The organism is Dysgonomonas termitidis, assembly GCF_042654545.1.
GTDB classification, from domain to species: domain Bacteria; phylum Bacteroidota; class Bacteroidia; order Bacteroidales; family Dysgonomonadaceae; genus Dysgonomonas; species Dysgonomonas termitidis.
This window is the reverse complement of the sequence record NZ_JBHSGN010000117.1, coordinates 89,516-114,226: the sequence shown is the minus strand read 5'-3', so window position 1 is coordinate 114,226 and position 24,711 is coordinate 89,516. Positions and strand designations below refer to the sequence as shown.

Here is a 24,711-nt window from a genome sequence, read left to right as displayed (position 1 = left end):
CAAATTCAAAATTATGATCAACCCTAAAAAACTTGTATTGACCTTGTCATTGCTTACAATGATACTAATGACCGGTTGCATACATCTGTACGGAATAAAAAATATCGCTTTCCGGCGGGCTGTTTATCAGTCCAGTGCCATTAACTTCAATTCCACAGGCCATCTCATCACCGATGGCATCTATACTGTCAATAAGTATGGCAGTATCAGTCAAAACCAACAGTTGGACAGCCGTTGGGTAAGTAAGACAAACAGAGATGAATGGGTTTATGTCGATCTGGGGACCCAGAGTAAAATTGAAAATATAAAATTATATTGGGATACTGAAAATTTTGCGACCCAGTATGAAATACAGGTATCCGACGATGCTAAAGAGTGGAAAACCATTTTTTCACAACAAAAGGGCGATGGAGGTACAGCGTTATGCCCGGTAAAAAATACGGAAACAGCCCGTTTCGTCCGTCTTAATTGTATCTCGGGCAAGTGGAGCAATTTCTCCCTCATCGAAATGGAAGTATCCGGATCGAATAATATCGATCATAAACCGGAAGCAGTGCCAGCTCCGTCTTCCAATGGAACGCAATATTTGACAGGAGGCAACTGGCGTATTCAGAGGGCATCCGAGGTACCTGTCCAGGATGGAAAAAAACTTTCCTTATCCGGTTTCAATGATGCAGGCTGGCTTCCGGCAACAGTTCCCGGAACAGTTCTTATGTCCTATCTGAAAGCCGGAGCCATACCGGATCCGAATTATGGAGAGCAGCAACGGCTGGTTTCGGACTCTTATTTCACCGCCGATTTCTGGTACAGGAACAAATTTGAAATACCATCTTCACAAAAAGGGAAAATAACTTGGCTGAATTTTAATGCCGTTAATTGGAAAGCCGATGTTTTCTTTAACGGAACATACCTCGGACGTATTGACGGGGCTTTTATCCGCGGGCAGTTCAATATTACAGACTATGTAAAGTGGGGAAAAGATAATTATCTGGCGGTACTTGTTCATAAAAATGATACCCCGGGAGAAGTCACTATTCAGACAAAAGGAAATCCCGGACACAACGGCGGACTTCTGGGAGCAGATAATCCGACAATCCACGCCAGTATCGGGTGGGACTGGCTCCCGACCATACGTGGTAGAAATATAGGTATATACGACGATGTTTTTATTTCCTACACTCAGGATGTGCAGTTATTAAATCCATGGATTACCGTAGACCTCGATACCGGGAAAAAAGATTTTTCAAAAGCATATCTTTCTGTAAAAACGGAAGTGAGAAATTCCTCGGATAAAAAGCAGGAAGTATTTGTCAAAGGTAAAATACAGCCATCGGGATTAGATTTTCAAAGTCCGGTATTCACCCTGGAGCCGGGTGAAACACGGGAGTTATCCGTCGCTGACCTGACAATGGTAAATCCGCGCCTATGGTGGCCGAATACATATGGAGAGCAATTCCTCTATACTGCGCAACTTGAAGCTGTCACTGGAGACAGGCTGTCGGACAGTATTGGTTTTAAATTCGGTGTCCGTGAATTTACATACGATACGAACAGGCCACTGACAATCTATTGCAACGGTACACGTATTGTATGTCGGGGAGGGAACTGGGGTATGGACGATGGTAATTTGGCCGCAACCAGTGATGATTACGACATCAAGATCAAAATGCATGCCGAAGCAAACCTGACTATGATCCGCAATTGGATCGGAATGACCCGGAAAGATGCTTTCTACCGTGCATGTGATAAATACGGGATTTTGATATGGGATGACTTTTGGCTGGCAAATCCCGGTGATGGCCCTGATCCGGACAATGAAGTTATGTTCATGCACAATGCCATCGATAAAGTAAAGCGAAACCGGCACTATGCTTCAGTGGCTTTATACTGCGGACGGAACGAAGGGAATCCTCCTGAATCGCTGGACAAAGACCTTGCCTTATCTACCGAACGCCTGGACGGAACACGGACTTACATATCCCATTCCGCAAACGGAGCGGTTAGCGGCTGGGGACCATATGCTGTCCAGGATCGCGAATGGTATTTCGAGAATACATTCCCTACTATTCACAGTGAAAGGGGAATGCCCAACATACCTGCCTATGAAAGCCTGGCGCGTATGCTTCCTCCTGAAAACCACTGGCCTGTTGATGATGTATGGGGTATCCATGACTTTACGATGGAAGGGGCGCAACATGGCAAGAAATTCCTTGAGGAAATGAATCGGTATGGAACATACAATGACCTGAAATCCTTTTCCAGGGTAGCGCAGATGGTAAATTATATTGGACATAAAGGTATTTTCGAACCGGTTTATACCAATAACAGTAACGGAATGCTCATGTGGATGAGCCAGTCATCGTGGCCATCAATGGTTTGGCAAACTTATGATTATTACTATGATACGAATGCTGGGTATTTTGCTGTCAAGCAGGCCAATCAGCCTGTTAATCTGATTTATAATCCATCTACCCAGGATTTTGTATTGACGAATAATACAACGGAAGATAAGGACGGCTTAAATATTGTTATCCGGCTTTTCGATCTGAACGGAAAACTGTTGAAAGAAAGCGTTTTTGTAAAATCAGCCGTTGCAGACAGCAGAAGCATTATTTCGAAACTTGAGTTGAAAGAACTGTCAGGACTGATCTTCATAAAATCAGGGATTTATGAAAAAGGCAGGATTATTGCCGATAACTTCACATGGATTGATGCCGACGGGAAAAAAGATTATACCAAGCTATCGGAAATTCCACAGGCAAAACTGAAAGGAAACTCAGGACCGGCAGATAACGGATATTATAAAATCACAGTAACCAACGAGGGGGATAGTCCGGCACTTCTGATTCGCATAAAAGCGATTGACACCCAGTCCCAGGGGCAAATACTACCTGTCTATTTCAGTGACAATTATTTTTCATTGATGCCCGGAGAGTCTAAGGAAATCAGTATAGAGCTTCATAATAAAGCTATCGGACAGGAAGATGTTTCTTTCCGGATAGAAGGCTGGAATATTTCCGGTCAAAATCTATAAAACAAAACATATTGATAAACAAACAGATGATATATAGAATATGAAAAAACATTATTTGATAAGATGGATGGTTGTTTCAGCCGCTTTGATAACTGTTGCCGGTTGTTCAACCGATGACAAAGACTTGTATAAGTCTGCCGGCCAGCCTGTGGAAAAGCGTGTTGAAAATCTTTTGTCGCAGATGACTTTGGAAGAAAAAGTCGCGCAGATGTGCCAATACGTAGGATTGAAGCATATGCAGATTGCCGAAAAAAATATGACGGTAAAGGAATTGAAGAAAAACCATGCACAGGGTTTTTACCCCGGGTTACATTCTTCTGATCTTGTACATATGGTTGAAGAGGGAATGATCGGCTCTTTCCTTCATGCGACAGACCTGAAAGAGGCGAATTACCTGCAAAGCCTTGCACAGAAGAGCCGGCTGAAGATACCATTGCTCATGGGTATCGACGCTATTCACGGCAATGGGCAATGCGTAGGAGCGACGATCTATCCTACCCCTATCGGGCAAGCATCAACCTTCGATCCCGCTCTGGTAGAGCAAGTCTCGAAAGAGACCGCACTGGAAATGAGGGCTATGGGATCGCATTGGTCTTTCACCCCAAATGTGGAAGTAGCACGGGATCCGCGTTGGGGAAGGGTTGGGGAAACTTTCGGAGAAGATCCGTTCCTTGTCTCGAAAATGGGCGTTGCAACCATAAAAGGCCTGCAAGGAGAAAATTTCGATACACCGGAGAATGTTCTGGCCTGTGCCAAACATTTTGTAGGAGGAAGCCAGCCTGTAAACGGTATCAATGGAGCGCCTTTCGACGGCTCCGAACGGACACTGCGCGAGATATTTTTCCCGCCTTTCAAAGCTTGCGTAGAAGCAGGCGCTTATACGATAATGACTGCCCATAATGAAGTGAACGGAATACCGGCACATGGTAATAAATGGCTGATGCAGGACATATTAAGCAAAGAATGGAATTTTAAAGGATTTATTGTCAGTGACTGGATGGATATAGAACGGATGCATGATTACCATAGTGTGGCGGAATCGATGGACGACGCATTCATAATGTCAGTCAGTGCCGGAATGGATATGCATATGCATGGTCCCGGATTTATGGAAGGAATTGTAAAAGCTGTCCGTGAAGGCAAGCTATCTGAGAAAAGAATAAACGAATCCGTACGCAAGATATTGACTGCAAAATTCAAGCTGGGGCTATTTGAGAATCCCTATTACGATGAGGTTAAAAGTAAAGAGGTGCTGTTTAATCCCTCCCATCAGAAGACGGCCTTGGACATAGCACGTAAATCCATTGTGCTTCTTAAGAACGATAATATCTTACCTCTTACGGAATCAAAGTATAAAAAAGTATTTGTAACAGGCCCTAATGCAGACACTCATGTAATCCTGGGGGACTGGGCTGTTCCACAACCCCGGGAAAATATAGTTACTGTCCTGGACGGATTGAAACGGATTTCACCGGAAACGCAGTTCACAACACTGGAGTTTGGCTGGAACCTTCGGACTATGAAGCCAGAAAAAATAAAGCAGGCCGGTGTTATGGCAAAACAGGCCGATCTGGCAATTGTCGTGGTCGGGGAAAATTCGATGCGTGAACATTGGGGAGAAAAAACATGTGGGGAAAATACCGACCGTATGGATATTAATCTCCCCGGATTACAGCAGGAACTGGTCGAAACTATTTATAACACAGGAGTACCGACTATTGTGGTTTTGATCAACGGCCGGCCGTTAGGAGTAGAGTGGATAGCCGGAAATGTACAGGCCCTCGTTGAAGCCTGGGAACCGGGTTCCTTCGGTGGCCAGGCCATAGCCGAAATATTGTATGGTAAAGTAAATCCATCTGGGAAGCTGCCTGTCACCATTCCCCGCAATGTGGGGCAGATACAGTGTGTTTATAACCATAAATATACTACAAAATGGTTTCCGTATGCTATCGGTAACAGCGGGCCTCTGTATCCGTTTGGCTATGGATTGAGCTATACAACATTCAAATATGAAAATCTCAAAATAGAAAAAGAACAGGTTACATCGAAAGAATCTGTGACAGCTAGTATAGATGTAGTTAATGCCGGACAGTTTGACGGTGAAGAGATTATTCAGCTTTATATCCGGGACGATTATAGTTCGGCTACGCGTCCGGTAAAAGAATTAAAAGACTTCAGCAGGATATCCCTGAAAAAGGGAGAAAGGAAAACCATCTCATTCCGGCTGACTCCTGAACAGCTGGCTTTTTATAACGCCGATATGGAATACGGAGTCGAAGAAGGCACCTTCACGCTAATGATAGGTTCGTCGTCCCGTGACGAGGACTTGCAAAAGATCACGTTGAAAGTTAAGAATTAATGTATTATTTATAAACCTATTTTATTTAACTATGAGAAAAACGTTAGCCAAGAAAAAAACATTATTGGGGACTATTCTGTGCTTGCTGCTGATTTGCGCAACCGGAATAACCAATGTTGCAAACGCTCAGTCGAAAAGCACAAATTCAGAAACACAAAAGGGAGTGATAAGCGTTTCGGGAAAGGTTGTTGACGAAACCGGGGAAGCGTTGATCGGGGTCTCCGTCGTCATTGAAGGGACTACACAAGGTACAATCACTGATGTAGACGGTAACTATTCTATTAATGTAAAACAAGGGCAATCGCTGAAATTTTCATATGTCGGTTATACTGCACTTACTGTTAAAGCGGACAAAGAAAGGATAAATGTAGAAATGCAGTCCGCCGGGCATGCATTGGACGAAATGATCGTCATAGGGTATGGCGTGCAAAAAAAGAAATTGATAACAGGCGCTACAATACAGGTAAACGGTGACGATATATTGCGCCGTAATACTGTCAATGCTATTGGCGCCTTGCAAGGACAGACTCCGGGGGTGAATATTATTAAATCGAATGGAAAACCCGGGGAAGGATTCAAAATTACCGTACGCGGATTGGGTACCGTTGGCAATTCTACTCCGTTGTACATCGTGGACGGTATAATAGGAGCGGATATAAACACGCTGAACGCTGCCGATATAGAATCCATAGATGTACTCAAGGATGCAGCATCCGCAGCCATCTACGGTGCACGTGCGGCAAATGGGGTAATCCTTGTAACAACAAAGCAGGGAAAAGCCGGAAAAACGCAAATCAGTTATGACGGATATGTAGGGTGGCAGAATATTTACAAAAAACCGGGTATGCTGAATGCGAAAGAGTATGCGATGATAATGAATGAAGCCCGAATGAATGACAAACTTACCCCTTATGATTTTTCTACGCTGGTACCTGACTGGGATCGTATCGAACGTGGGGAGTGGCAGGGTACAGACTGGTTTGGGGAGATGCTGAACAAGGATGCCTTAACTCAAAACCATGCAATTAACGTAACAGGAGGAACAGACCGCTCTGTCTTCTCTTTCGGGGTTGGGTACACTTCGCAGGAAAGTGCCCTGGTACCTAAAAATGTAAATTCTCAGTACGAACGTTATACTTTACGCATAAACAATGAATATACGGTTTTCAAGGGGGAAGGCCATAATATCCTGAAAGTCGGGGAAAACCTTCATTATAATTTCGTTCAAAAGACAGGACTCGGCATGGCTACAGGAGGACAGACCGGTAATGATATTTACTGGGCGCTGACGACAAGTCCGTTTATGCCCGCTTACACCGAGTCCGGTGATTTTCACGGACCTGTCGGATGGGCACCACAAGCCAAGAATCCGCTTGCTAACCTGTATTATGACCGTTCACAAGGAGTAAGTAAAAGACATGGTTTGAGAGGAAACATATATGCAGTTCTCGAACCTGTCAAAAATCTTACTTACAGGACAAGCTTCGGGATAAATATGTCGGCATCCAGTAACCGGTCGTATCAAATGGCAAACTATATAAGCGCGAATCAGTACAGGTATAAAAAAGATGAAAAAATAAGCCAGGATATGTCTGTTGGTACAAACTGGGTATTCGAGAATATGCTCACCTATGATCTGGCACTCAGTGAAAGCCATCACTTCAACGTTATGGCCGGTATGACAGCAGAGAAGAGCGGTTTGGGCGAAAACGTCGGGGCATCCAATGTGAACCCTATTTTTGATGATATGGATCATGCCTATCTGGGTAATACGCCAGCGGTACTTGTGGGTGGAACGTCTTATTCAGGTAGCCCGTGGGGCAAAAGCAGCCTGGTTTCTTATTTTGGCCGTATCAATTATGATTTTCAGGAAAAATACATGGCTACAGTAGTGATGCGGGCCGATGGTTCTTCCAACTTTGCAAGAGGACACCGTTGGGGATATTTTCCATCGATATCTGCCGGCTGGATTCTGACGAATGAAAATTTCGCTGAAAGTATCCGTGGCTGGGCGGATTATCTAAAGATAAGGGCAAGCTGGGGACAGAACGGTAACCAAAGTATTACCGGGTTTCAATATGTAGCCCCTATAAGTTTTGACCTAGCAGACTATTTCTTCGGGCCCGACAAATCGGTCAGGGCTTTAGGAGCATATCCGAATCGCCTGGCAAATCCTGACGTGAAATGGGAAACATCCGAACAGTTAAACTTCGGTGTGGACGCCCGTTTCTTAAAAAGCCGGCTGGGGCTGACTTTAGATTTGTATAATAAAACAACAAAGGACTGGCTGGTGCAGGCTCCCGTTCTGGCCTCCTATGGAGCGGATGCTCCCTATATCAACGGTGGCGATGTAAGGAACAAAGGTGTTGAGCTCGCTTTGACCTGGGACGACAAAATAAGTGATTTTCGTTATGGCGTAAATGCGAATGTCAGCTATAATAAGAATGAAGTATTGAGGATAGCCAATTCGGAAGGGGTTATTCATGGAGCAAAAAATGTACTGAGTCAGGGCACCGATGAAATGTACCGTGCGCAGGTAGGTTATCCTATAGGTTATTTCTACGGCTATAAGTCAGATGGAATTTTCCAAAACGAAGATGAAGTCAGGGCATATGTAAACAGTAAAGGAGAAATGCTGTTGCCGGAAGCCCGTCCGGGAGATATTCGCTTTGTCGATTATGATAACGATGGCGTTATCACTGTAGATGACCGGACAATGATAGGTAACCCTCATCCGGACGTCCTTTTTGGGTTTTCACTCAATCTGGGGTACAAAGGATTTGATCTGTCGGTTGTTACAAGTGGAATGTTAGGCAACCAGATCGCCAAGTCATACCGGGAGTTTGCTGCCAGCCCGCTTCATAACTATACGAAAGATATATTGGACAGATGGCATGGAGAAGGTACCTCAAACAAAATACCAAAATTAACAGCCTCAACGGATATCAGTCATCAGTATATCTCCAGTTTGTATCTTGAAAACGGGGACTACTGGCGTATAAACAATATTATATTAGGATATGATTTTAAAAGGCTCCTGAAAAGTATTCCATGCGAACAGGTACGTCTTTATATCTCCCTTCAAAATCCTTATACCTTCACCAAGTATTCAGGAATGGATCCGGAAATAGGCTATGGCGATGGTAAAGGCTGGGTGTCGGGTATAGATGTAGGTAATTTCCCGGGTACCAGAACTTTCTTTATCGGATGTAATTTAAAATTCTAAAAAAATGACAATCATGATGAAATATATAAACAAAATAATTTTGCTCCTATCCCTTGTGCTATTATTTGCTTCCTGCGGTGAAAGTTTTTTGGATACGGAAAATGTGATGGAAAAGAGTACAGAGAACTTTCCTAAGACAGAACAGGACGCACAGCAGGCACTGACAGGAGTATATTCAGGGCTGGCTAAGACGGCAGGCGGTATTGACCGGCAAAGCCTTTTCATGGTATCGGAACTTATGTCTGACGACCGCCTTGGGGGTGGTGGAACAGATGACAGGTACGCACAAGCTGTAGACCGTTTTCTAGTTACGAATAATGACATGTTCAGTGGCGCGTGGGCAGCATATTATAAAGCTATCTACCGGGCCAATTCCTTATTGGAAACAATCGACCTTGTACCGTGGACCGAAAATAATATGGCTGTAAAGAACAAAATACTTGGCGAAACTTATTTCCTAAGGGCATATTTTTACTTCGATTTAGTGCGTATGTTCGGTTCAGTTCCCCTTCTGACCTCTACAGAAAAGGTGAATAAGCCCAAGACCGCGGCTAATGAAATATATGCCCAAATAGCCGAAGATTTGCAAAGGGCAATAAATATGTTGCCCGAACAATCCTTTCAGGAAATGCCGGAATCAGACCTGGGACGTGCTACCAAATGGACAGCCCAAGCCTTGGTGGCAAAGGTGTTCCTGTTCTATACAGGCTATTATAAAACGGATGCCCTGCCCACAAATGGGGACAAAATCAGTAAACAGCAGGTAATACAATGGATCGATGAGTGTATTTCAAGAAGCGGGCACGGGCTGATTACTTCTGACTTTAGAAACTTGTGGCCCTACTCTTATTGCAGTGAAGGAGGATTCTATAGTAAATACCCCGTGTCACAGGGGTTAAAATGGATACGTGAAACCGGCGATAATATAGAAACTGTTTTCGCTGTCAAATATTCTATCTATGGAGGATGGAGCGGAGCGGAACATTATTCGAATATCATGATACAATTTTTTGGATTAAGAAACGCCGCAAATTGGAAAACGTGTTTGCCTTTCGCCATAGGTTGGGGATGGGGAAATGTAAATCCTAAATTGATGGCAGAGTGGCCTAACGATGACCCCCGTAAGGAAGCGTCCGTTGTAGATTGTGCAAGGGAAATTAACGGATTTGTATGGAATGTTGCCCAGAATATGGATGAAACTGGATACATCCAGAAAAAGTATATTCCCCTCAATGTTCTGGATAAAGATGGTAATATATGTCCATACAGTATGGAACTTTATGGTATGGCTCAAAAAGACCGTCAACTCCAACATACGCAGGATATGGTCATAATACGTTTTGCCGATGTGTTGTTGATGGCAGCCGAATTAGGCAGTTCAAAGGCACAGGAATATATGGACAGGGTACGCGGCCGTGTAGGCTTGGCTTCTGTTCCCGCTACGCTGGAGAATATTAAAAAGGAACGCCGCTATGAACTTGCGTTCGAAGGTGTACGCTATTATGATATTTTACGCTGGCACGATCAGGATGTCCTTACTGCCAATCAAACGGATATTCCCGTGAAGGATGTTGGTGTGGATTATAAAAGGAATATTGTATTCCGTACTGAAACAGGAGGTTTTCTGCAAATACCTCAAACACAGATAGACTTATCGGAAGGTGTACTTACCCAGAATCCGGGATGGGAATCGGGACAACATCTATATTAACTGTAAAATTAAAATTGTTGGAATATGAAAAATTATAAGCTATTAATATTAGTACTGTCAGTAGTACTTTTCTCGATGATTTCCTGCCTCGACCCGGTAGAATCGGACCGGAGTCTGGAAGCTCTTCCTTCGGAAAGCGTGTTTGATATAGAAGTCTATCCACTCACGCCGGGGACAAATGCTATTGTGCTCAAAAACAATACTACCCAGTACGCTCCTTACTGGAACTACGTAGCCGGAATATCTACCAGGCAAATAGATACGGTATTTATACCTTATACAGGTGAATATACAATTACTTTTACAGGTATGTGCGACGGGGGACCAGTATCTACCCAGAGGAAAGTTATAATTGCTTCGGTTGACTGGCCAAAATATCCTTCGGATGAAGTAGAGTTGCTGTTAAAATATGATTTTGAGGACGGAACCTTCAATCCCCTGATAGGAACGCAGGCTAAACTGAGCGCTACATCATTTGATAACCACATTGAGGACGGTAAAAACAATGTTACTTTCGTTCCATTCGAAGCTCCAGAGGGGATTGGTGTAAGAAGATGCATACATGACTTTGGGCAATTACCCGAACATATTAATTGTACGAGTGAAACAGAAGTACTTAACGCTACTACAGCGGGATCGCAAAAAAGCGATTATCTGACCTTTACCGTCACCCCCGAAGCAGGTAAAAGACTCGATCTTAAATGGCTAAGCTTTAAGCTACAGGCTCGCACAACTGAACGCTTGGGAAATAATAAGTTATCTTATTTTGCTGCCCTGTACAGCAATGTAGATGGTTTCTCTGTGGGTAAACGCTTAGGAAATCCCGTTGAAGTTTTCGCAAATGAAGTCAATACGGTTAGCGGATGGGTTATGAATGAAGTAGATATCAGTTCTTTGGCTACGCAGAAAGATAAGCCTGTGGAATTCCGTATTTATTTCTGGCGTATCGGTAACGCTGACCCTAGAAATGACCGCTTTGTTGAGTTGGATGACGTAAAATTACACGGGTTCGTTGTTAATGAATAAAATTGGTTTATGGGGCGAATATTTTTTTCGCCCCATATAGATTAATGTTCGTCCATTCAACCGGAGACTCTCTATTTTTACACATTTGTAAACAAATTAATGTCTGATTGAATTGGTCGTACCAAAAATAAAATATATGGTAAATACCTTCTTCATAAGAAACAGTATAATTATACTATTATCGCTTTTTAGCATAAATACGCTTTCAGCTCAAAAAAGCCTTCTTACCGATATCCCGAATCGTTATGTCTCTGAAAACAAATTCCTCCAAAAGAGTCCCGACAATATGATTCCCCGGTCCTTTGAAGAATGTAAGGCGAAGCTCCCTCAACCCGAATGGGAAGCGTGTCCCGATGCTATCAGCGCCTATTGGAAAGCTTGGGAAATTGCATTTTCAAATCTGTATACTGTAGAACCGGGAAGCGGATTGATCTCACCTTATATAGATGCAGCGTTCAATCGCCATCTTTTTATGTGGGATAGTAGTTTTATGGTAATGTTTGGGCGTTATGGGAAAAACGCCTTTAATTTTCAGCAAACACTGGATAACTTCTATGCAAAACAACATAGAGATGGCTTTATAAGCCGGGAAATTTCTCAAATAGACGGGAGTGAAAGTTTTGAAAAATACGATATCTCGAGTACAGGCCCCAACCTGTTACCCTGGGCTGAGTGGGAATATTATCTTATGTTTGGTAATAAGGAAAGGTTAAAAGATGTTTTTCCCGCATTGCTTGCCTATTACCAATGGTTCAGGTCAAATTACAGTTGGCCGGACGGATCGTATTTCTCTTCAGGCTGGGGCTGTGGTATGGATAACCAGCCCCGTCTGCAAAAAGGTTACAGTGTTGATTTCAGCCATGGATTTATGTCGTGGGTAGATATTACAATTCAACAGGTATTTGCCGGAAATATTCTGGTTGAAATAGCTGAAATCATTAATCGCAGGGACGATGTTAAGGATATAATAGAAGAAAATAAATTTCTGAGACAGTATGTCCGAGATAAAATGTGGGATGAAGCTTCCGCTTACTATTATGATTTATATAGAGACGGCACCCCCAATTATGTAAAAAGTATAGCGGCATATTGGTCTTTACTGGCAAATATAGTCCCGGATGATAAGTTGGAACGCTTTTTAGAACATCTGAGCAACCCTATGGAATTTAATCGTAATCACCGTCCGCCCACATTGTCCGCAGATCATCTAGGATACGAACCGGACGGCGGATATTGGCGTGGCGGCGTATGGGCCCCCACAACTTATATGCTATTAAAAGGGCTGACTAATTGTAAACAGGATTCCCTGGCATACGAGATTGCCTTGAATCATTATAACAATGTCATAGATGTATATAACAGGACAGGTACATTATGGGAGAACTATGCTCCTGAAAAAGGGTTCTTCCCAAAACAAAGCCGTAAGGATTTTGTCGGCTGGACAGGTATTACCCCTATAAGCATTTTGTTCGAATATATTTATGGGATACATATCCAACCTGAAGGAAACAGCGTTGTCTGGGATGTCCGGCTTACCGATACGTTTGGCGTAAAAAATCTACCTGTTGGGAAAGGAAATTTTGCCGATTTCATATGTCATAAAAGGAAGAGAAAGACAGACAAGCCTGATATCCGGGTAAAGTCAGACCGGGATATTACTTTGAAATTAATATGGGAGGGCGGTTCCGAAATTATATATATCAAAGGTACTTCTCTTTGATTATTAGTTATGAGAAGCTGGCAGTTGTAAACTTTAATTCCATTTGTTATTATTTATAAACATTAAATAAATAGGAGGTTGTCTACGAATAAACGGACAATCTCCTTTTTTCAAATAATCATGAAACGATTTATCACTACGAAGTTCTTCTGCACATTGCAGGAGGCTTCACGTAAAGATATCGACATCGACACCCGGACATTGGAAAGCAGCTATAACGAGTTTGCCGGGCTTCTGTTTACTCAAAGCACCGCTTCTACCGATAAGACCGTATATCGCAACACACTTGCTTATACCCGCGCTGAATTTGCAGGATTGACAGGCGTATCGGGAAAAAATGTAAGGACTTATCTGTATAAAGCCATTAAGCTGGTCGACATACATATTGAGTGGGTGGAAAGGCAATTGCTGGCGGAGCCGAAACTCTTTTATACACAGATTGATACGCCATGGAAGAAAGTCTCACCTATGACAGGATCTTCTGCGTTCGACTGGCAAATTTCGGATAACGACCTTATAGAGTTGGCCAGATCGCTGTATGTCGCCAATATCTCCTTTCATAAAGGAAAGAGAACCAGGTTTATAGATATTGAAAAATAACTGGAAGTCTTTTTCAACAGGAAGGTGAATCGGCCGCATAATAAAGTAACGCGTATCAACGAAATGGCGGATGTCTCGCCATTTCTGGATTTGCTTAAAGACAGCTATATGAACGATCCGGATTCAAGGCTTTAGCCGCTGAAAGAAGGAGGTATTTCGAAAAAGAAATATCTCTTTCTTGGTTATAAAGTATTATGACGAACGGAAGATTTACGATATAGTTGCAGGGCGTATGCTGGAAGCTTTCTCCGGACAATGTATTATTGTTCGAATCCCGCCTTACTATAGTCTTTTCCCACCCGTGCAGAAATAGCATCATTCATTGTCCGGAAAGAATCCAGTACTGTAGGCTGGATGGAAGCTATACCCTGTACGGCATTTTTCAGGTCATCGGCATCGACCTGAGAATTAATTTCGCTCAACTCTTTATAGCGGGTGTGGATAACCCGGTTGATTTCTAGAGCCTGGTGGCTTTTGCCTTTCACCCGTCCTGCTTTGGTATCCCACAGGTTAGTATCAGCGTCTATTTTCAGACTGAACTGCGACACGGATTTACCGATACGGATGTATCCCATTACAGGGCAGAGGCCTCCTTTGTTGCGTTGGTTCTTTTTTAGGTAGAACAAACCCTTTAGTTCCGGTTTCATAGGCTCATTTTTTACATTTAAGTTATATATCAATGAGCTACAGAATGTTATGAAAAACAGGGCTAAACAGGGAAAGAAAATCCTTCGGATAAATTCGATTGCCAAAGGATGGATTATACTGCCCTTTGCCTTTGCAGATCCGGTTGTTTTGCTACCTTTAACCGTGGATTTCACGATAAAAAATGGTAACATAAGTACAATAAGTATATTAATTAAAAATATTAATCTGTTGCTTACAGGGCGAATATTTCAACGAAAACCAGTACTTTTATATCCCAATCTGAAAAAACAAGGCATCACGCCTTATGTTATCCATATAAGTATAACTATGATTGGCAGTTATGATGACTTTAAGGCACAATATAAAATTACCTTTTTGCGACTATAATTAAAAAACACAATAGAAAATGGGTGGTTTCTTTGGAACAATATCTAAAACAGCCTGTGCTACAGACCTTTTTTACGGCACGGATTACAACTCTCATCTAGGTACCCGCAGGGGAGGAATGGTTACACTCCATGACGGGACTTTTAAACGGGCTATTCATAATCTGGAAAATTCATATTTCCGTCTGCGCTTCGAAGCCGACCTGGATAAATTTCAGGGCAACTCAGGTATCGGTATCATCAGCGATACCGACCCTCAGCCTATATTTATCAGTTCCCATCTGGGCAAATATGCAGTGGTAACGGTCGCCAAAGTAAACAATATAGATGAGCTGGAAAAGGAACTGCTCGATAAAGGTTGTCACTTTTCGGAATTTAATGCCGGACAAATTAATCAAACGGAGCTGATAGCTCTCCTTATCTCACAGGCCAATACCTTTGTAGAAGGGATAGAGCTTGTTCAGGAAAAGATAAAAGGCTCTTGTTCCATGCTTATCCTTACCGAAGAAGGAATTATCGCGGCACGTGATAAATGGGGGCGTACCCCCGTCCTTATAGGAAAGAAAGACGGAGCATATGCGGCAACAAGCGAACCTTGCAGTTTTCCCAATCTGGAATACGAATTAGAATATAATGTCGGGCCGGGAGAAGTAGTCATGCTTACTGCCGACAGTATGACCCAACTGCGCAAACCAAATAAAAAGATGCAGGCCTGCTCTTTCCTCTGGGTGTACTATGGTTATCCGGTATCCGACTATGAAGGGATAAACGTGGATGCTGTGCGCTATGCCAGTGGACAAGCCATGGCTAAGAAAGACGATACGGAAGCGGATTATGTGGCAGCTATCCCCGACTCGGGTATCGGGATGGGCCTGGGATATGCCGAAGGAAAAGGAATCCCTTATCGCCGTGCCATTATCAAATATACCCCTACGTGGCCGCGAAGCTTTACACCGGCAAATCAGAAAGTGCGGGATCTGGTAGCTAAGATGAAACTGATCCCAAACCGGGAACTGCTAAGGGATAAGCGGGTAATATTCTGTGACGATTCCATTGTACGGGGCACGCAGCTCAACGACAATGTGAATATACTCTACGGATACGGAGCCAAAGAAGTACATATCCGTTTAGGTAGCCCGCCGATTTTGTTCTCATGCCCTTACCTGGGTTTTTCGGCATCACGTTCACCATTGGAACTGATTGCCCGCCGTACAGTGGAGGAACTCGAAGGTAATCACGCAAAAGATCTGGATAAGTACGCGACTACCGATTCGCCGCAATATAAGAATATGATAGACTGCATCCGTAAAAAGCTGAATATAACAACACTGAAGTTTATTACAGTAGAGGACCTGATCGCATCGATCGGACTGCCCAAAGAATGCGTTTGTACATATTGCTATAATGGCGCTAAGCCGGAAGAGGAAGTATAGTTACAAGATACGAGTTACAAGATACAAGTCGGCTGACGCATGAATAAATGGCGCAAAGCGACAAAACTCGTAACTTGTAACTTCCCGAAAGGCGAAGTAACTCGTAACTATATAAAGAACATCAGCAACAGTTGCGTAAAGATTATCCGGGCAAACATAGATACGGGATAAACAGTGGCATACGCTACTGATGGTTCATCGTCTTCTATTATCGAGTTTACATAGTTGAGCGCCATTGGGTTTGCCATACTGCCGCATAGCATTCCGACACATCTGGCATAGTTGAGTCTGAACATCTTCATGGCAAACAGGGCTATAATAATGATAGGAACAACGGTCAGGATAAAGCCGAAGCCTATCCATATCAGTCCCTCTGTCTGGAATACCGTATCGAAGAAATGCTCTCCGGCGCTGACTCCCAAGCATGCCAGATAGACCGTGAGCCCGAACTGGCGCATCAGCAAGTTTGCACTCTGAGTCGTATATGTAGTAAAGCGGAATCGTGGGCCAAATGCGCCCATCAGTATTCCTACAATGATAGGTCCCCCGGCTATACCCAGCTTCACAGGGAATGTCATACCCGGGAAAGGCAATGGTAATGCACCCAAGATAAGACCTAAGGCAATACCGGCAAAAATAGCGATGAGGTTGGGACGGTCGAGACGTTTCTCTTCGTCACCGAGTATTTTAGCCACATTGTCTATCGACGCCTTTTCTCCTACCACTGTGAGCTTGTCGCCTATCTGCAACGATAAGTCCGGGGAAGCAAGCAGGTCTATACCTGCGCGGTTGATACGGGTAATATTGATCCCATAATTGTTCCTAAGTCTTAAAGCACCCAGTTTCACACCATTGACCTTGCTGCGGGTGACAATGATGCGGCGCGATACAAGCTGGCTGTTATCTATATGATTCCAGTCTATATCTTCCTTATTCCAGTCCACGTTTTCCTGCTCACCGAACAAAACCTTGATATGCTCTACATCCGATTTAATGGAGATAATCAGTAGGTGGTCATCATGTTGCATCACACTTTCGGACGTAGGGATAGTCACTTTACCATCGCGCCATATGCGTGATATGACAAAACGCTTTGGAGACAGCTTCATTAAATCACGGATTGTCTTTCCTTCTATAGCAGGATTAGTCACATGAAACTCTCCTACATATGTATTATGGTCTTTTTTCTCGCTGGGAACAGCATAGGCTCCTTTGGCCACAAATACCTTCTTCAGAAATATGATAGCCAATATTACACCTACTACTCCCAAAGGATATGCAACGGCTGTAGCCAATGCCATATCAGCTATGGCTTTTGCATCTCCGCCGGTTATTTGCTTCAAGGCTTGTTGGGCAGCACCAAGAGCCGGAGTATTTGTAGTGGCTCCACATAGGATGCCTACCATATTAGGTAAAGAAATATCGCTTACGATACTGAATATAAGCGCCATTACCAAACCGAGGAATACAACGCCCAAAGCCAGCAGATTTAAACGAAGGCCACCTTTCCGCAGAGATGAAAAGAAGCCTGGACCAACCTGTAATCCCAACGCATAGATAAACAGTATAAGCCCGAAGTTCTGTGCAAAACTAAGCATATCTTTATTCAGGTCAAGGTTGAAATGCCCTAGTATAATGCCGACAAAGAAAACAAAGGTGATACCCAGTGAAATATTGAACAGTTTCAACTTGCCCAGTTGCAACCCAATGGCCGAAACGACCGAAATAACTATAATAGATTGAACCGACGAGGGCTCAAAAATGGTCTCCATTAACCAATCCATGACATTACACAACGTTAGAAATGCTGCGACAAAGGTAAGACAATAAAAACGAATGCGCCAATATTACACGGATGAAAATTCTGGTAACTATCTGAATATTTTCGTAAAAACTTTATCTATATATAAAAAGAAAGCGTTCTTTGAAAAGTTTATAAAGCTTCAGTATAACCAGAGATATAAATAATTAAAAAGTATTTAGATATTTAATAACAGAGATGAATTCACTCAAAAAACAGGCGACTAATTATATAATCAGCCGCCCGTTAAATAATGCTTTATATCGTTTCTATTTTGAATCCGGCCTTCTGTACAGTATCTATTACTTCACTTTCGGTGATGCCGTCCGATACTACAGTCAGTACCTTATTCTTATTCGTGGTATCAACATTCCAGTTTGAAATGCCCTTCACTTCATCGAGGAATGGGGTAACTTTGGCGATACATCCGCCACAATTGATATTGGTCTTAAATGTAAATGTCTTTGTTTCCATATGTTTAATGAGTTATGAGTTATAAGTTATGAATTACTTTGCCCTACCAGTTATGAGGGTTATAAATCTTTATTTCTTCCATTTCAAGCGTAAGCTATTACTAACCACGCTGACACTACTCAATGCCATCGCCGCGCCTGCTATCATCGGATTAAGTAAAAAACCGTTGATTGGGAAAAGGATACCCGCGGCAATAGGAATCCCTATCAGGTTATATATAAATGCCCAGAACAGGTTTTGCCGTATAGTAGTCACAGTTTGCCGCGACAGCTTAATCGCTTCGGGTATTTTGGTGAGGTCCGACGATATAATTGTCATCTTTGCCACATCCATAGCAATATCGCTGCCTTTACCCATCGCTATGCTCAAATCGGACTGAGCCAGCGCCGTACTGTCATTAATGCCGTCTCCGACCATCGCTACTATTTTACCTTCTGCTTGCAATTGCTTTATAAATTCAGCTTTTTGTTGAGGCAACACTTCGGCTTTATAGTGTTTTATACCGGTTCTCGCGGCTATCTCCTTAGCTGTGGAGCCATTGTCGCCGGTGAGCATATACACCTCTATTCCTGAGGATTGTAATTCCCGCACAGCGGTTTGCGAAGTCATCTTTATCTCATCTGCAATGGCAACGACAGCAATCGCCTGCTTATCATCAGCAAACCAGATTACGGTTTTAGACTGGGAACTAAGTTCTTCGGCCTTTTTGCCTAAGGCTTCATTTATAACAATGTTGTTATCATTCAGCAATTTATAATTTCCGGCAAAATATAACTGCCCGCCAACAAAGCCTTTAGCTCCTTTTCCCGTAATACTTTCGAAACCAGAAACAGGAATAGACGCCAATGCATCGAAATATCGTACCACAGCCTCTGCCAGCGGATGCTCCGACTGCTTCTCCAGACTTAACAAAGCGGCTTTGCGGCTGTCATCATTATTCAGCCAGAGAATATCGGTTACCTGAGGTTTACCTTCTGTTATGGTTCCGGTCTTGTCCAGCACAACTGCGTTTATCTTCTTCGCCAGTTCGAGGCTTTCGGCATCTTTTATCAGGATGCCTTTTTCAGCGCCTTTCCCTACCCCGACCATTATCGCTGTCGGCGTAGCAAGTCCCAAAGCACAAGGACAGGCTATAATCAGCACCGTTACCAATGCCAGTAATCCATGCGTAAACCCTCCGCTACCGCCTGACACAAGCCAGATAATGAAAGACACAATCGCAATGCTTATCACCACAGGAACAAATATCCCTGCTATTTTGTCAACCAGTTTCTGCACTGGCGCTTTACTCCCTTGGGCTTCCTGTACCATCTTTATGATTTGGGCAAGCATGGTTTCGGAACCTACTTTCTCTGCTTTGAAGCGGAAACTTCCCTTCTGGTTTATTGTTCCGGCAAATACTTTTTCATCTGCTTCCTTCAATACAGGTACAGGCTCTCCGCTCAGCATACTTTCGTCTACATACGATGTACCCTCTGTAACCCGTCCGTCGACCGCAATCTTTTCTCCCGGCTTTACCAGGATCAGGTCACCTATACTTACATTTTCAACCGGAATTTGATTGTGACTGCCATCTTCTTGTATAATCGTAACGGTCTTCGGTTGCAAGCCCATCAGCTTTTTTATGGCAGACGAAGTATTCCCTTTTGCCTTTTCCTCCAGCAACCGTCCTAATAGAATAAATGCGATGATAACGCTGGCAGCCTCGAAATAGACATGGGGTTCTACTCCTCTCGCTATCCAGAAATCAGGGAACAGCGTATTGAATACGCTAAACAAATAAGCCACACTTGTACTCAACGCCACGAGTGTATCCATATTTGCAGATCTGTGCTTTGTCTGCTTCCACGCATTGATAAAGAAATCTTTACCCAACCAGAAAATAACAGGAGTGGAAAGCACCCACATTATTTCGTTGGCATAGGGCATATGCATAAAGGACATCCCTATCACAACTACCGGTATAGAAAGGACGATGGCTAATATCGTTTTCCGTTTCAGATCACCGAATTTCTTCCGGTGAATTTCTTCCAAAGTTTCAGTGGTTGTATTCTTGTCTTCTTCAATAAGTAGGTCATATCCCCCGTCCTGAATTGCATCACGCATATTTTCGGGAGATATATCATCCGGTAAATATTCTACAGTCAATGTTGCAGTAGCAAAGTTAACTGATGCATTTACCACCCCTTTCAGTCCCTTAACAATACTCTCCGCGCTTATAGCACACGACGCGCATGACATCTGGAGTACGGGGAACGTCTTCTTTACTGTATTATCTGTTGCTTTCATAATCTTCATCTTTTGATTGTACAAAGATGGCAACAAAATAGCCGGAATTTGTTATACTATTCTTTGGAAAGTTTATGAGATTTACACCTCATCCAATGGCTTTCGCTTGTTTGTTCTTATTTGCCTGAAGTGGCTCGGGGTGAGGCCCGTTACTTTCTTGAACTGGGCGCTAAGATGAGCAACACTGGAATAATTCAGGTTGAAAGCTATTTCATTCAGCGTTAACTCATCATATACCAGCAATTCCTTTACCTTTTCTATTTTCTGGGCGATAAAATACTTTTCTATCGTAGTGCCCTCTACTTCCGAAAACAGATTGCTGGTATAGTTATAATCGTGATGAAGCTTCGCACTGATATAATCAGACAGATTGATTTTCAGATTATTGTTATTATAATGCACCAACTCTATAATAAGGTTCTTGACCTGTTCTATCAAACGGCCTTTTTTATCGTCTATCAACGAAAATCCCAGAGATTCGAGCCTCCCGCTCAGCTTATTTTTCTGCTCTGCGGTTAGTTTCTTATCGAGACGGACTTCTCCCAATTCAACCGAAAGCGGTTGTATATTCAGTTTTTCGAGCTCCGATTCCACAACCATAATGCAACGGTTGCAAACCATATTTTTTATGTATAACACTTCCATAAATTTATCTATATATTATAAACCCGCAAAAAGTATACCATGCAATTACAGAATAATGAACGATGGACACTTTAATAGATAATATTAAACAATAAATAGCGATATAAAGTTACAACTCTTTTTTATTTCATTAAATTTGAACCGTTTTTAATATAAACTTATGAATTTAGAACATATAACATCCGAAGTCTGCAAAATAGCTACCGAAGGCGGACATTTTCTCGCAAAGGAGAGAAAAGTTTTTCAAAGAAACAGAGTAGAAGAAAAGAACGCACACGACTATGTATCGTATGTGGATAAAGAGACTGAAAAACTTCTGGTAAAAAAATTATCGGCCCTGTTGCCGGAAGCCGGATTTGTCACCGAAGAAGAAACTATAAAAACCGAAGAAAAAGACTATTGCTGGGTTATCGATCCACTCGACGGAACAACCAACTTTATTCACGACAACGCTCCGTACTGTGTAAGTATAGCCCTTACCTACAAATCGAAGCCATTAGTAGGCGTTGTATATGAAGTATGCCGTGATGAATGCTTTTATGCATGGAAAGGCGGCAACGCGTACCTGAATGGAAAACAGATATCAGTATCTGCCACGAACGACATAAACAAGGCTCTGGTGGGACTTGATTTACCATATAACGACAAAGAGTACAAACCCCTGATGAACCACTTTATGGATCAGTTATACGGCAAAGCATCCAGTATCCGCGTCAATGGTTCGGCCGCCATGTCGTTATGTTATGTAGCTGCCGGACGGTTCGATATCTGGTGTGAAGCCTTCATCAATCCCTGGGACTTTATGGCAGGCGCACTCATAGTAGAAGAAGCCGGCGGACGGATTACAAACTTTGAAGGAAAGGAATTCCTTTTTAATAACCACCATATTGTAGCATCGAACAATACTGTGATACATGATGAAATACTTACACTGATACAACCTTTTTTTGGCTTTATAAAATAAAATATCTCATTTTAATCTCAGTCTTTTATATTTATATTTAACTGTTTTTTTCTTTAGCGCATTGCAGGAGATGTCAAAAAGTAATACTTTTGCAAATCTTTAATCTGATTATAAAGAAAAATGGGAAAAGCCCTTGACATTGATTCTATATACACACTTTTATTTAAGGAAAAGAAACTGGTTGTTGATAAAGATAGTATTGACCAAGTACAACAAAGCTATGACTTTCTGAAAAAATTTTCGGAGGATAAGATCATATATGGTATCAATACCGGATTTGGCCCTATGGCCCAATACCGTGTCGATGATGACTTCCTGAACAATCTCCAATACAATATTATCCGCAGCCATTCCACAGGAGCAGGCAAACCTCTGGACGCCCTCTATGTGAAATCGGCGATGATAGTACGCCTGAATAATCTGTTGCAGGGAAAATCAGGTATTCATCCCGAATTAATTCATTTATTAGCGGAATTTATCAACCGCGGCATCTGTCCGTTTGTACCCGAGCATGGCAGCGTAGGAGCAAGTGGCGACCTTGTACAATTGGCACACATCGCATTAGCTTTAATAGGTGAGGGTGAAGTATTTTACAACGGTGAATTGAGAGATACGGCGGAGGTATTGAAAGAAAACCGGTTGAAGCCAATCTCCATGCATATACGTGAGGGCCTTTCGGTTACCAACGGAACTTCTGTAATGACAGGAATCGGTATTGTAAACCTCATATACGCAAAGAGATTACTGCACTGGGCTGTTGCGGCATCAGTGATGATAAATGAGATAGCCTCTTCGTATGATGACTTTATGTCCGAAGAACTGAATGCGACAAAACATCATAAAGGTCAGAAAGAGATAGCCAAGATGATGCGTAAATGGAGCAAGGGAAGTTCCAGCTTACGCAAGCGTGAGAATTACCTGTATAATAAAGAGAATAAAGAAAAAATACTTAAGCATAAAGTCCAGCCATATTATTCATTACGTTGCATTCCTCAGATATTAGGCCCGGTACACGATACTTTGGTAAATACCGAGGAGGTATTGGTTAACGAAACCAATTCGGCCTGTGATAACCCTATTGTAGACAAAGAAAGCGGAAATGTATATCATGGCGGAAATTTCCACGGCGATTATGTGTCCTTTGAAATGGATAAACTGAAAATCGCTGTAACAAAAATGGTTATGCTTTCCGAGAGGCAGCTCAATTACCTGTTTCACGACCGGATAAACGATATACTTCCTCCCTTTGTTAATATGGGTGTACTGGGATTGAACTACGGATTACAGGCTGCGCAATTTACAGCAACCTCCACCACGGCAGAGTGCCAGACACTCTCCTATCCTATGTATGTACACAGCATACCGAATAACAATGACAATCAGGATATTGTAAGCATGGGGACAAATTCGGCCCTACTTGCCAAAACGGTAATAGACAACGGATATCAGGTTATGTCTGTTTTGTTTATGGGGATAACACAGGCGATAGACTGTCTGGATATACAAAACGACTTATCAAAGAATACAAAAGTAATCTATGATGAAATAAGGGAGATCTTCCCTAAATTTGTAGAAGATACACCGAAATACAAAGAGATCGGTAAGCTGACAAATTACCTAACGAATAAAGAGATAGAAAAAATTTCATTATGAAATACGCTTTAGTAACAGGAGCCAGCAAAGGAATCGGCAGAGCAACCAGTCTCAGACTTGCCGAAATGGGATATTTTATCCTCATCAACTATAATTCGAGCCGTGAAGACGCAGAAAAAACATTAGAGTTGGTTAAGGAAAAAGGCTCTGACGGGGAACTGCTGAAATTTGATGTATCGGATGCCGCCGAAACAAAGTCGGTTCTCGATACATGGACAGCCCGACATAAAAACGAATATATAGAAGTTCTGGTAAATAACGCAGGTATCAGAAAAGATAACCTGATGATATGGATGCCCGAAGAAGACTGGACAAGTGTATTAAACGTCAGCCTCAACGGATTCTTCCATGTGACCCAGTATATGTTGAAAAATATGCTGGTAAAGAGATTCGGCCGAATTATAAATATTGTATCTTTGTCCGGCATTAAAGGAATGAAAGGACAGGCAAACTATTCGGCAGCCAAAGGCGGCCTTATAGCAGCGACAAAAGCGCTTGCAGCTGAAGTCGGCCCAAGAAACGTGACTGTAAACGCCGTAGCTCCGGGATTCATACAAACGGATATGGTAAAAGACCTGCCGGAAGAAGAGTTGAAAAAACTGATACCCGCAGGGCGTTTCGGCACAGCGGAAGAAGTAGCGTCATTAGTCGGCTTTCTGGCTTCGAAAGAAGCATCGTACATTACAGGCGAAGTGATTTCCATTAATGGCGGTATATATACCTGATAATACTATAAATACAT

The 24,711-nt window shown here is 42.7% G+C and carries 16 protein-coding genes; 11 read left to right on the top strand and 5 right to left on the bottom strand.

Going from position 1 to position 24,711, the window contains the following annotated elements; translation table 11 throughout:
• Positions 1–13: 13 nt before the first annotated feature.
• From ACFO6W_RS19220 to ACFO6W_RS19190, 7 genes are all read left to right on the top strand, one after another.
• Entirely contained in the window at positions 14–3,034 is a 3,021-nt protein-coding gene (locus ACFO6W_RS19220) for a glycosyl hydrolase 2 galactose-binding domain-containing protein (protein WP_379999420.1), read from the top strand.
• 40 nt (positions 3,035–3,074) lie between these two features.
• Positions 3,075–5,393 (top strand): glycoside hydrolase family 3 N-terminal domain-containing protein, encoded by a 2,319-nt coding sequence (locus ACFO6W_RS19215; RefSeq protein WP_379999418.1) that lies wholly within the window; start codon positions 3,075–3,077, stop codon positions 5,391–5,393.
• 31 nt (positions 5,394–5,424) lie between these two features.
• Positions 5,425–8,619: a SusC/RagA family TonB-linked outer membrane protein gene (locus ACFO6W_RS19210; RefSeq protein ID WP_379999416.1), complete on the top strand. Its 3,195-nt coding sequence runs from the start codon at positions 5,425–5,427 to the stop codon at positions 8,617–8,619.
• Positions 8,620–8,632: 13 nt separating this feature from the next.
• Positions 8,633–10,330, top strand: coding sequence for a RagB/SusD family nutrient uptake outer membrane protein (locus ACFO6W_RS19205; RefSeq protein WP_379999414.1), 1,698 nt, complete (start codon positions 8,633–8,635; stop codon positions 10,328–10,330).
• 24 nt (positions 10,331–10,354) lie between these two features.
• Positions 10,355–11,356 carry a hypothetical protein gene (locus ACFO6W_RS19200; protein ID WP_379999412.1) on the top strand — a complete coding sequence of 334 codons (1,002 nt, stop codon included), beginning with the start codon at positions 10,355–10,357 and terminating at the stop codon, positions 11,354–11,356.
• Between the two features lie 136 nt (positions 11,357–11,492).
• Positions 11,493–13,076 carry an MGH1-like glycoside hydrolase domain-containing protein gene (locus ACFO6W_RS19195; RefSeq protein ID WP_379999410.1) on the top strand — a complete coding sequence of 528 codons (1,584 nt, stop codon included), beginning with the start codon at positions 11,493–11,495 and terminating at the stop codon, positions 13,074–13,076.
• Between the two features lie 120 nt (positions 13,077–13,196).
• Positions 13,197–13,676, top strand: coding sequence for a hypothetical protein (locus tag ACFO6W_RS19190; RefSeq protein ID WP_379999408.1), 480 nt, complete (start codon positions 13,197–13,199; stop codon positions 13,674–13,676).
• Positions 13,677–13,936: 260 nt separating this feature from the next.
• Here ACFO6W_RS19190 and ACFO6W_RS19185 read toward each other — a convergent pair whose 3' ends face one another.
• Complete coding sequence (locus tag ACFO6W_RS19185) at positions 13,937–14,323, bottom strand: Arm DNA-binding domain-containing protein (protein WP_379999406.1); 387 nt, start codon at positions 14,321–14,323, stop codon at positions 13,937–13,939.
• Positions 14,324–14,730: 407 nt separating this feature from the next.
• Here ACFO6W_RS19185 and ACFO6W_RS19180 point away from each other — a divergent pair, with 407 nt between their 5' ends.
• Positions 14,731–16,143: an amidophosphoribosyltransferase gene (locus ACFO6W_RS19180; protein WP_379999404.1), complete on the top strand. Its 1,413-nt coding sequence runs from the start codon at positions 14,731–14,733 to the stop codon at positions 16,141–16,143.
• A gap of 107 nt (positions 16,144–16,250) precedes the next feature.
• Here ACFO6W_RS19180 and ACFO6W_RS19175 read toward each other — a convergent pair whose 3' ends face one another.
• From ACFO6W_RS19175 to ACFO6W_RS19160, 4 genes are all read right to left on the bottom strand, one after another.
• A complete protein-coding gene (locus ACFO6W_RS19175) occupies positions 16,251–17,927 on the bottom strand; it encodes a putative transporter (RefSeq protein ID WP_379999402.1) in 1,677 nt (558 codons plus the stop codon).
• 275 nt (positions 17,928–18,202) lie between these two features.
• Complete coding sequence (locus tag ACFO6W_RS19170; RefSeq protein ID WP_379999400.1) at positions 18,203–18,418, bottom strand: heavy-metal-associated domain-containing protein; 216 nt, start codon at positions 18,416–18,418, stop codon at positions 18,203–18,205.
• Positions 18,419–18,487: 69 nt separating this feature from the next.
• Positions 18,488–20,707, bottom strand: coding sequence for a heavy metal translocating P-type ATPase (locus ACFO6W_RS19165; protein WP_379999398.1), 2,220 nt, complete (start codon positions 20,705–20,707; stop codon positions 18,488–18,490).
• Positions 20,708–20,788: 81 nt separating this feature from the next.
• Positions 20,789–21,352: a helix-turn-helix domain-containing protein gene (locus ACFO6W_RS19160; protein ID WP_379999396.1), complete on the bottom strand. Its 564-nt coding sequence runs from the start codon at positions 21,350–21,352 to the stop codon at positions 20,789–20,791.
• Between the two features lie 160 nt (positions 21,353–21,512).
• Between ACFO6W_RS19160 and ACFO6W_RS19155 the strand changes: the two genes are divergently transcribed.
• The 3 genes from ACFO6W_RS19155 (at position 21,513) to flxB (ending at position 24,694) form a co-directional block, all read left to right on the top strand.
• The gene (locus ACFO6W_RS19155; protein WP_379999394.1) at positions 21,513–22,316 is read left to right on the top strand and encodes an inositol monophosphatase family protein; all 804 of its coding nucleotides are present in this window, start codon (positions 21,513–21,515) and stop codon (positions 22,314–22,316) included.
• Positions 22,317–22,436: 120 nt separating this feature from the next.
• On the top strand, positions 22,437–23,969 hold the full coding sequence (gene flxA / locus ACFO6W_RS19150; RefSeq protein WP_379999392.1) for a flexirubin biosynthesis tyrosine ammonia-lyase FlxA: 1,533 nt from the start codon (positions 22,437–22,439) through the stop codon (positions 23,967–23,969).
• Positions 23,966–24,694, top strand: a complete 729-nt coding sequence (flxB, locus tag ACFO6W_RS19145) for a flexirubin biosynthesis SDR family reductase FlxB (RefSeq protein WP_379999390.1) — start codon at positions 23,966–23,968, stop codon at positions 24,692–24,694. Before flxA ends, flxB begins: the two co-directional genes overlap by 4 nt.
• Positions 24,695–24,711 lie beyond the last annotated feature (17 nt).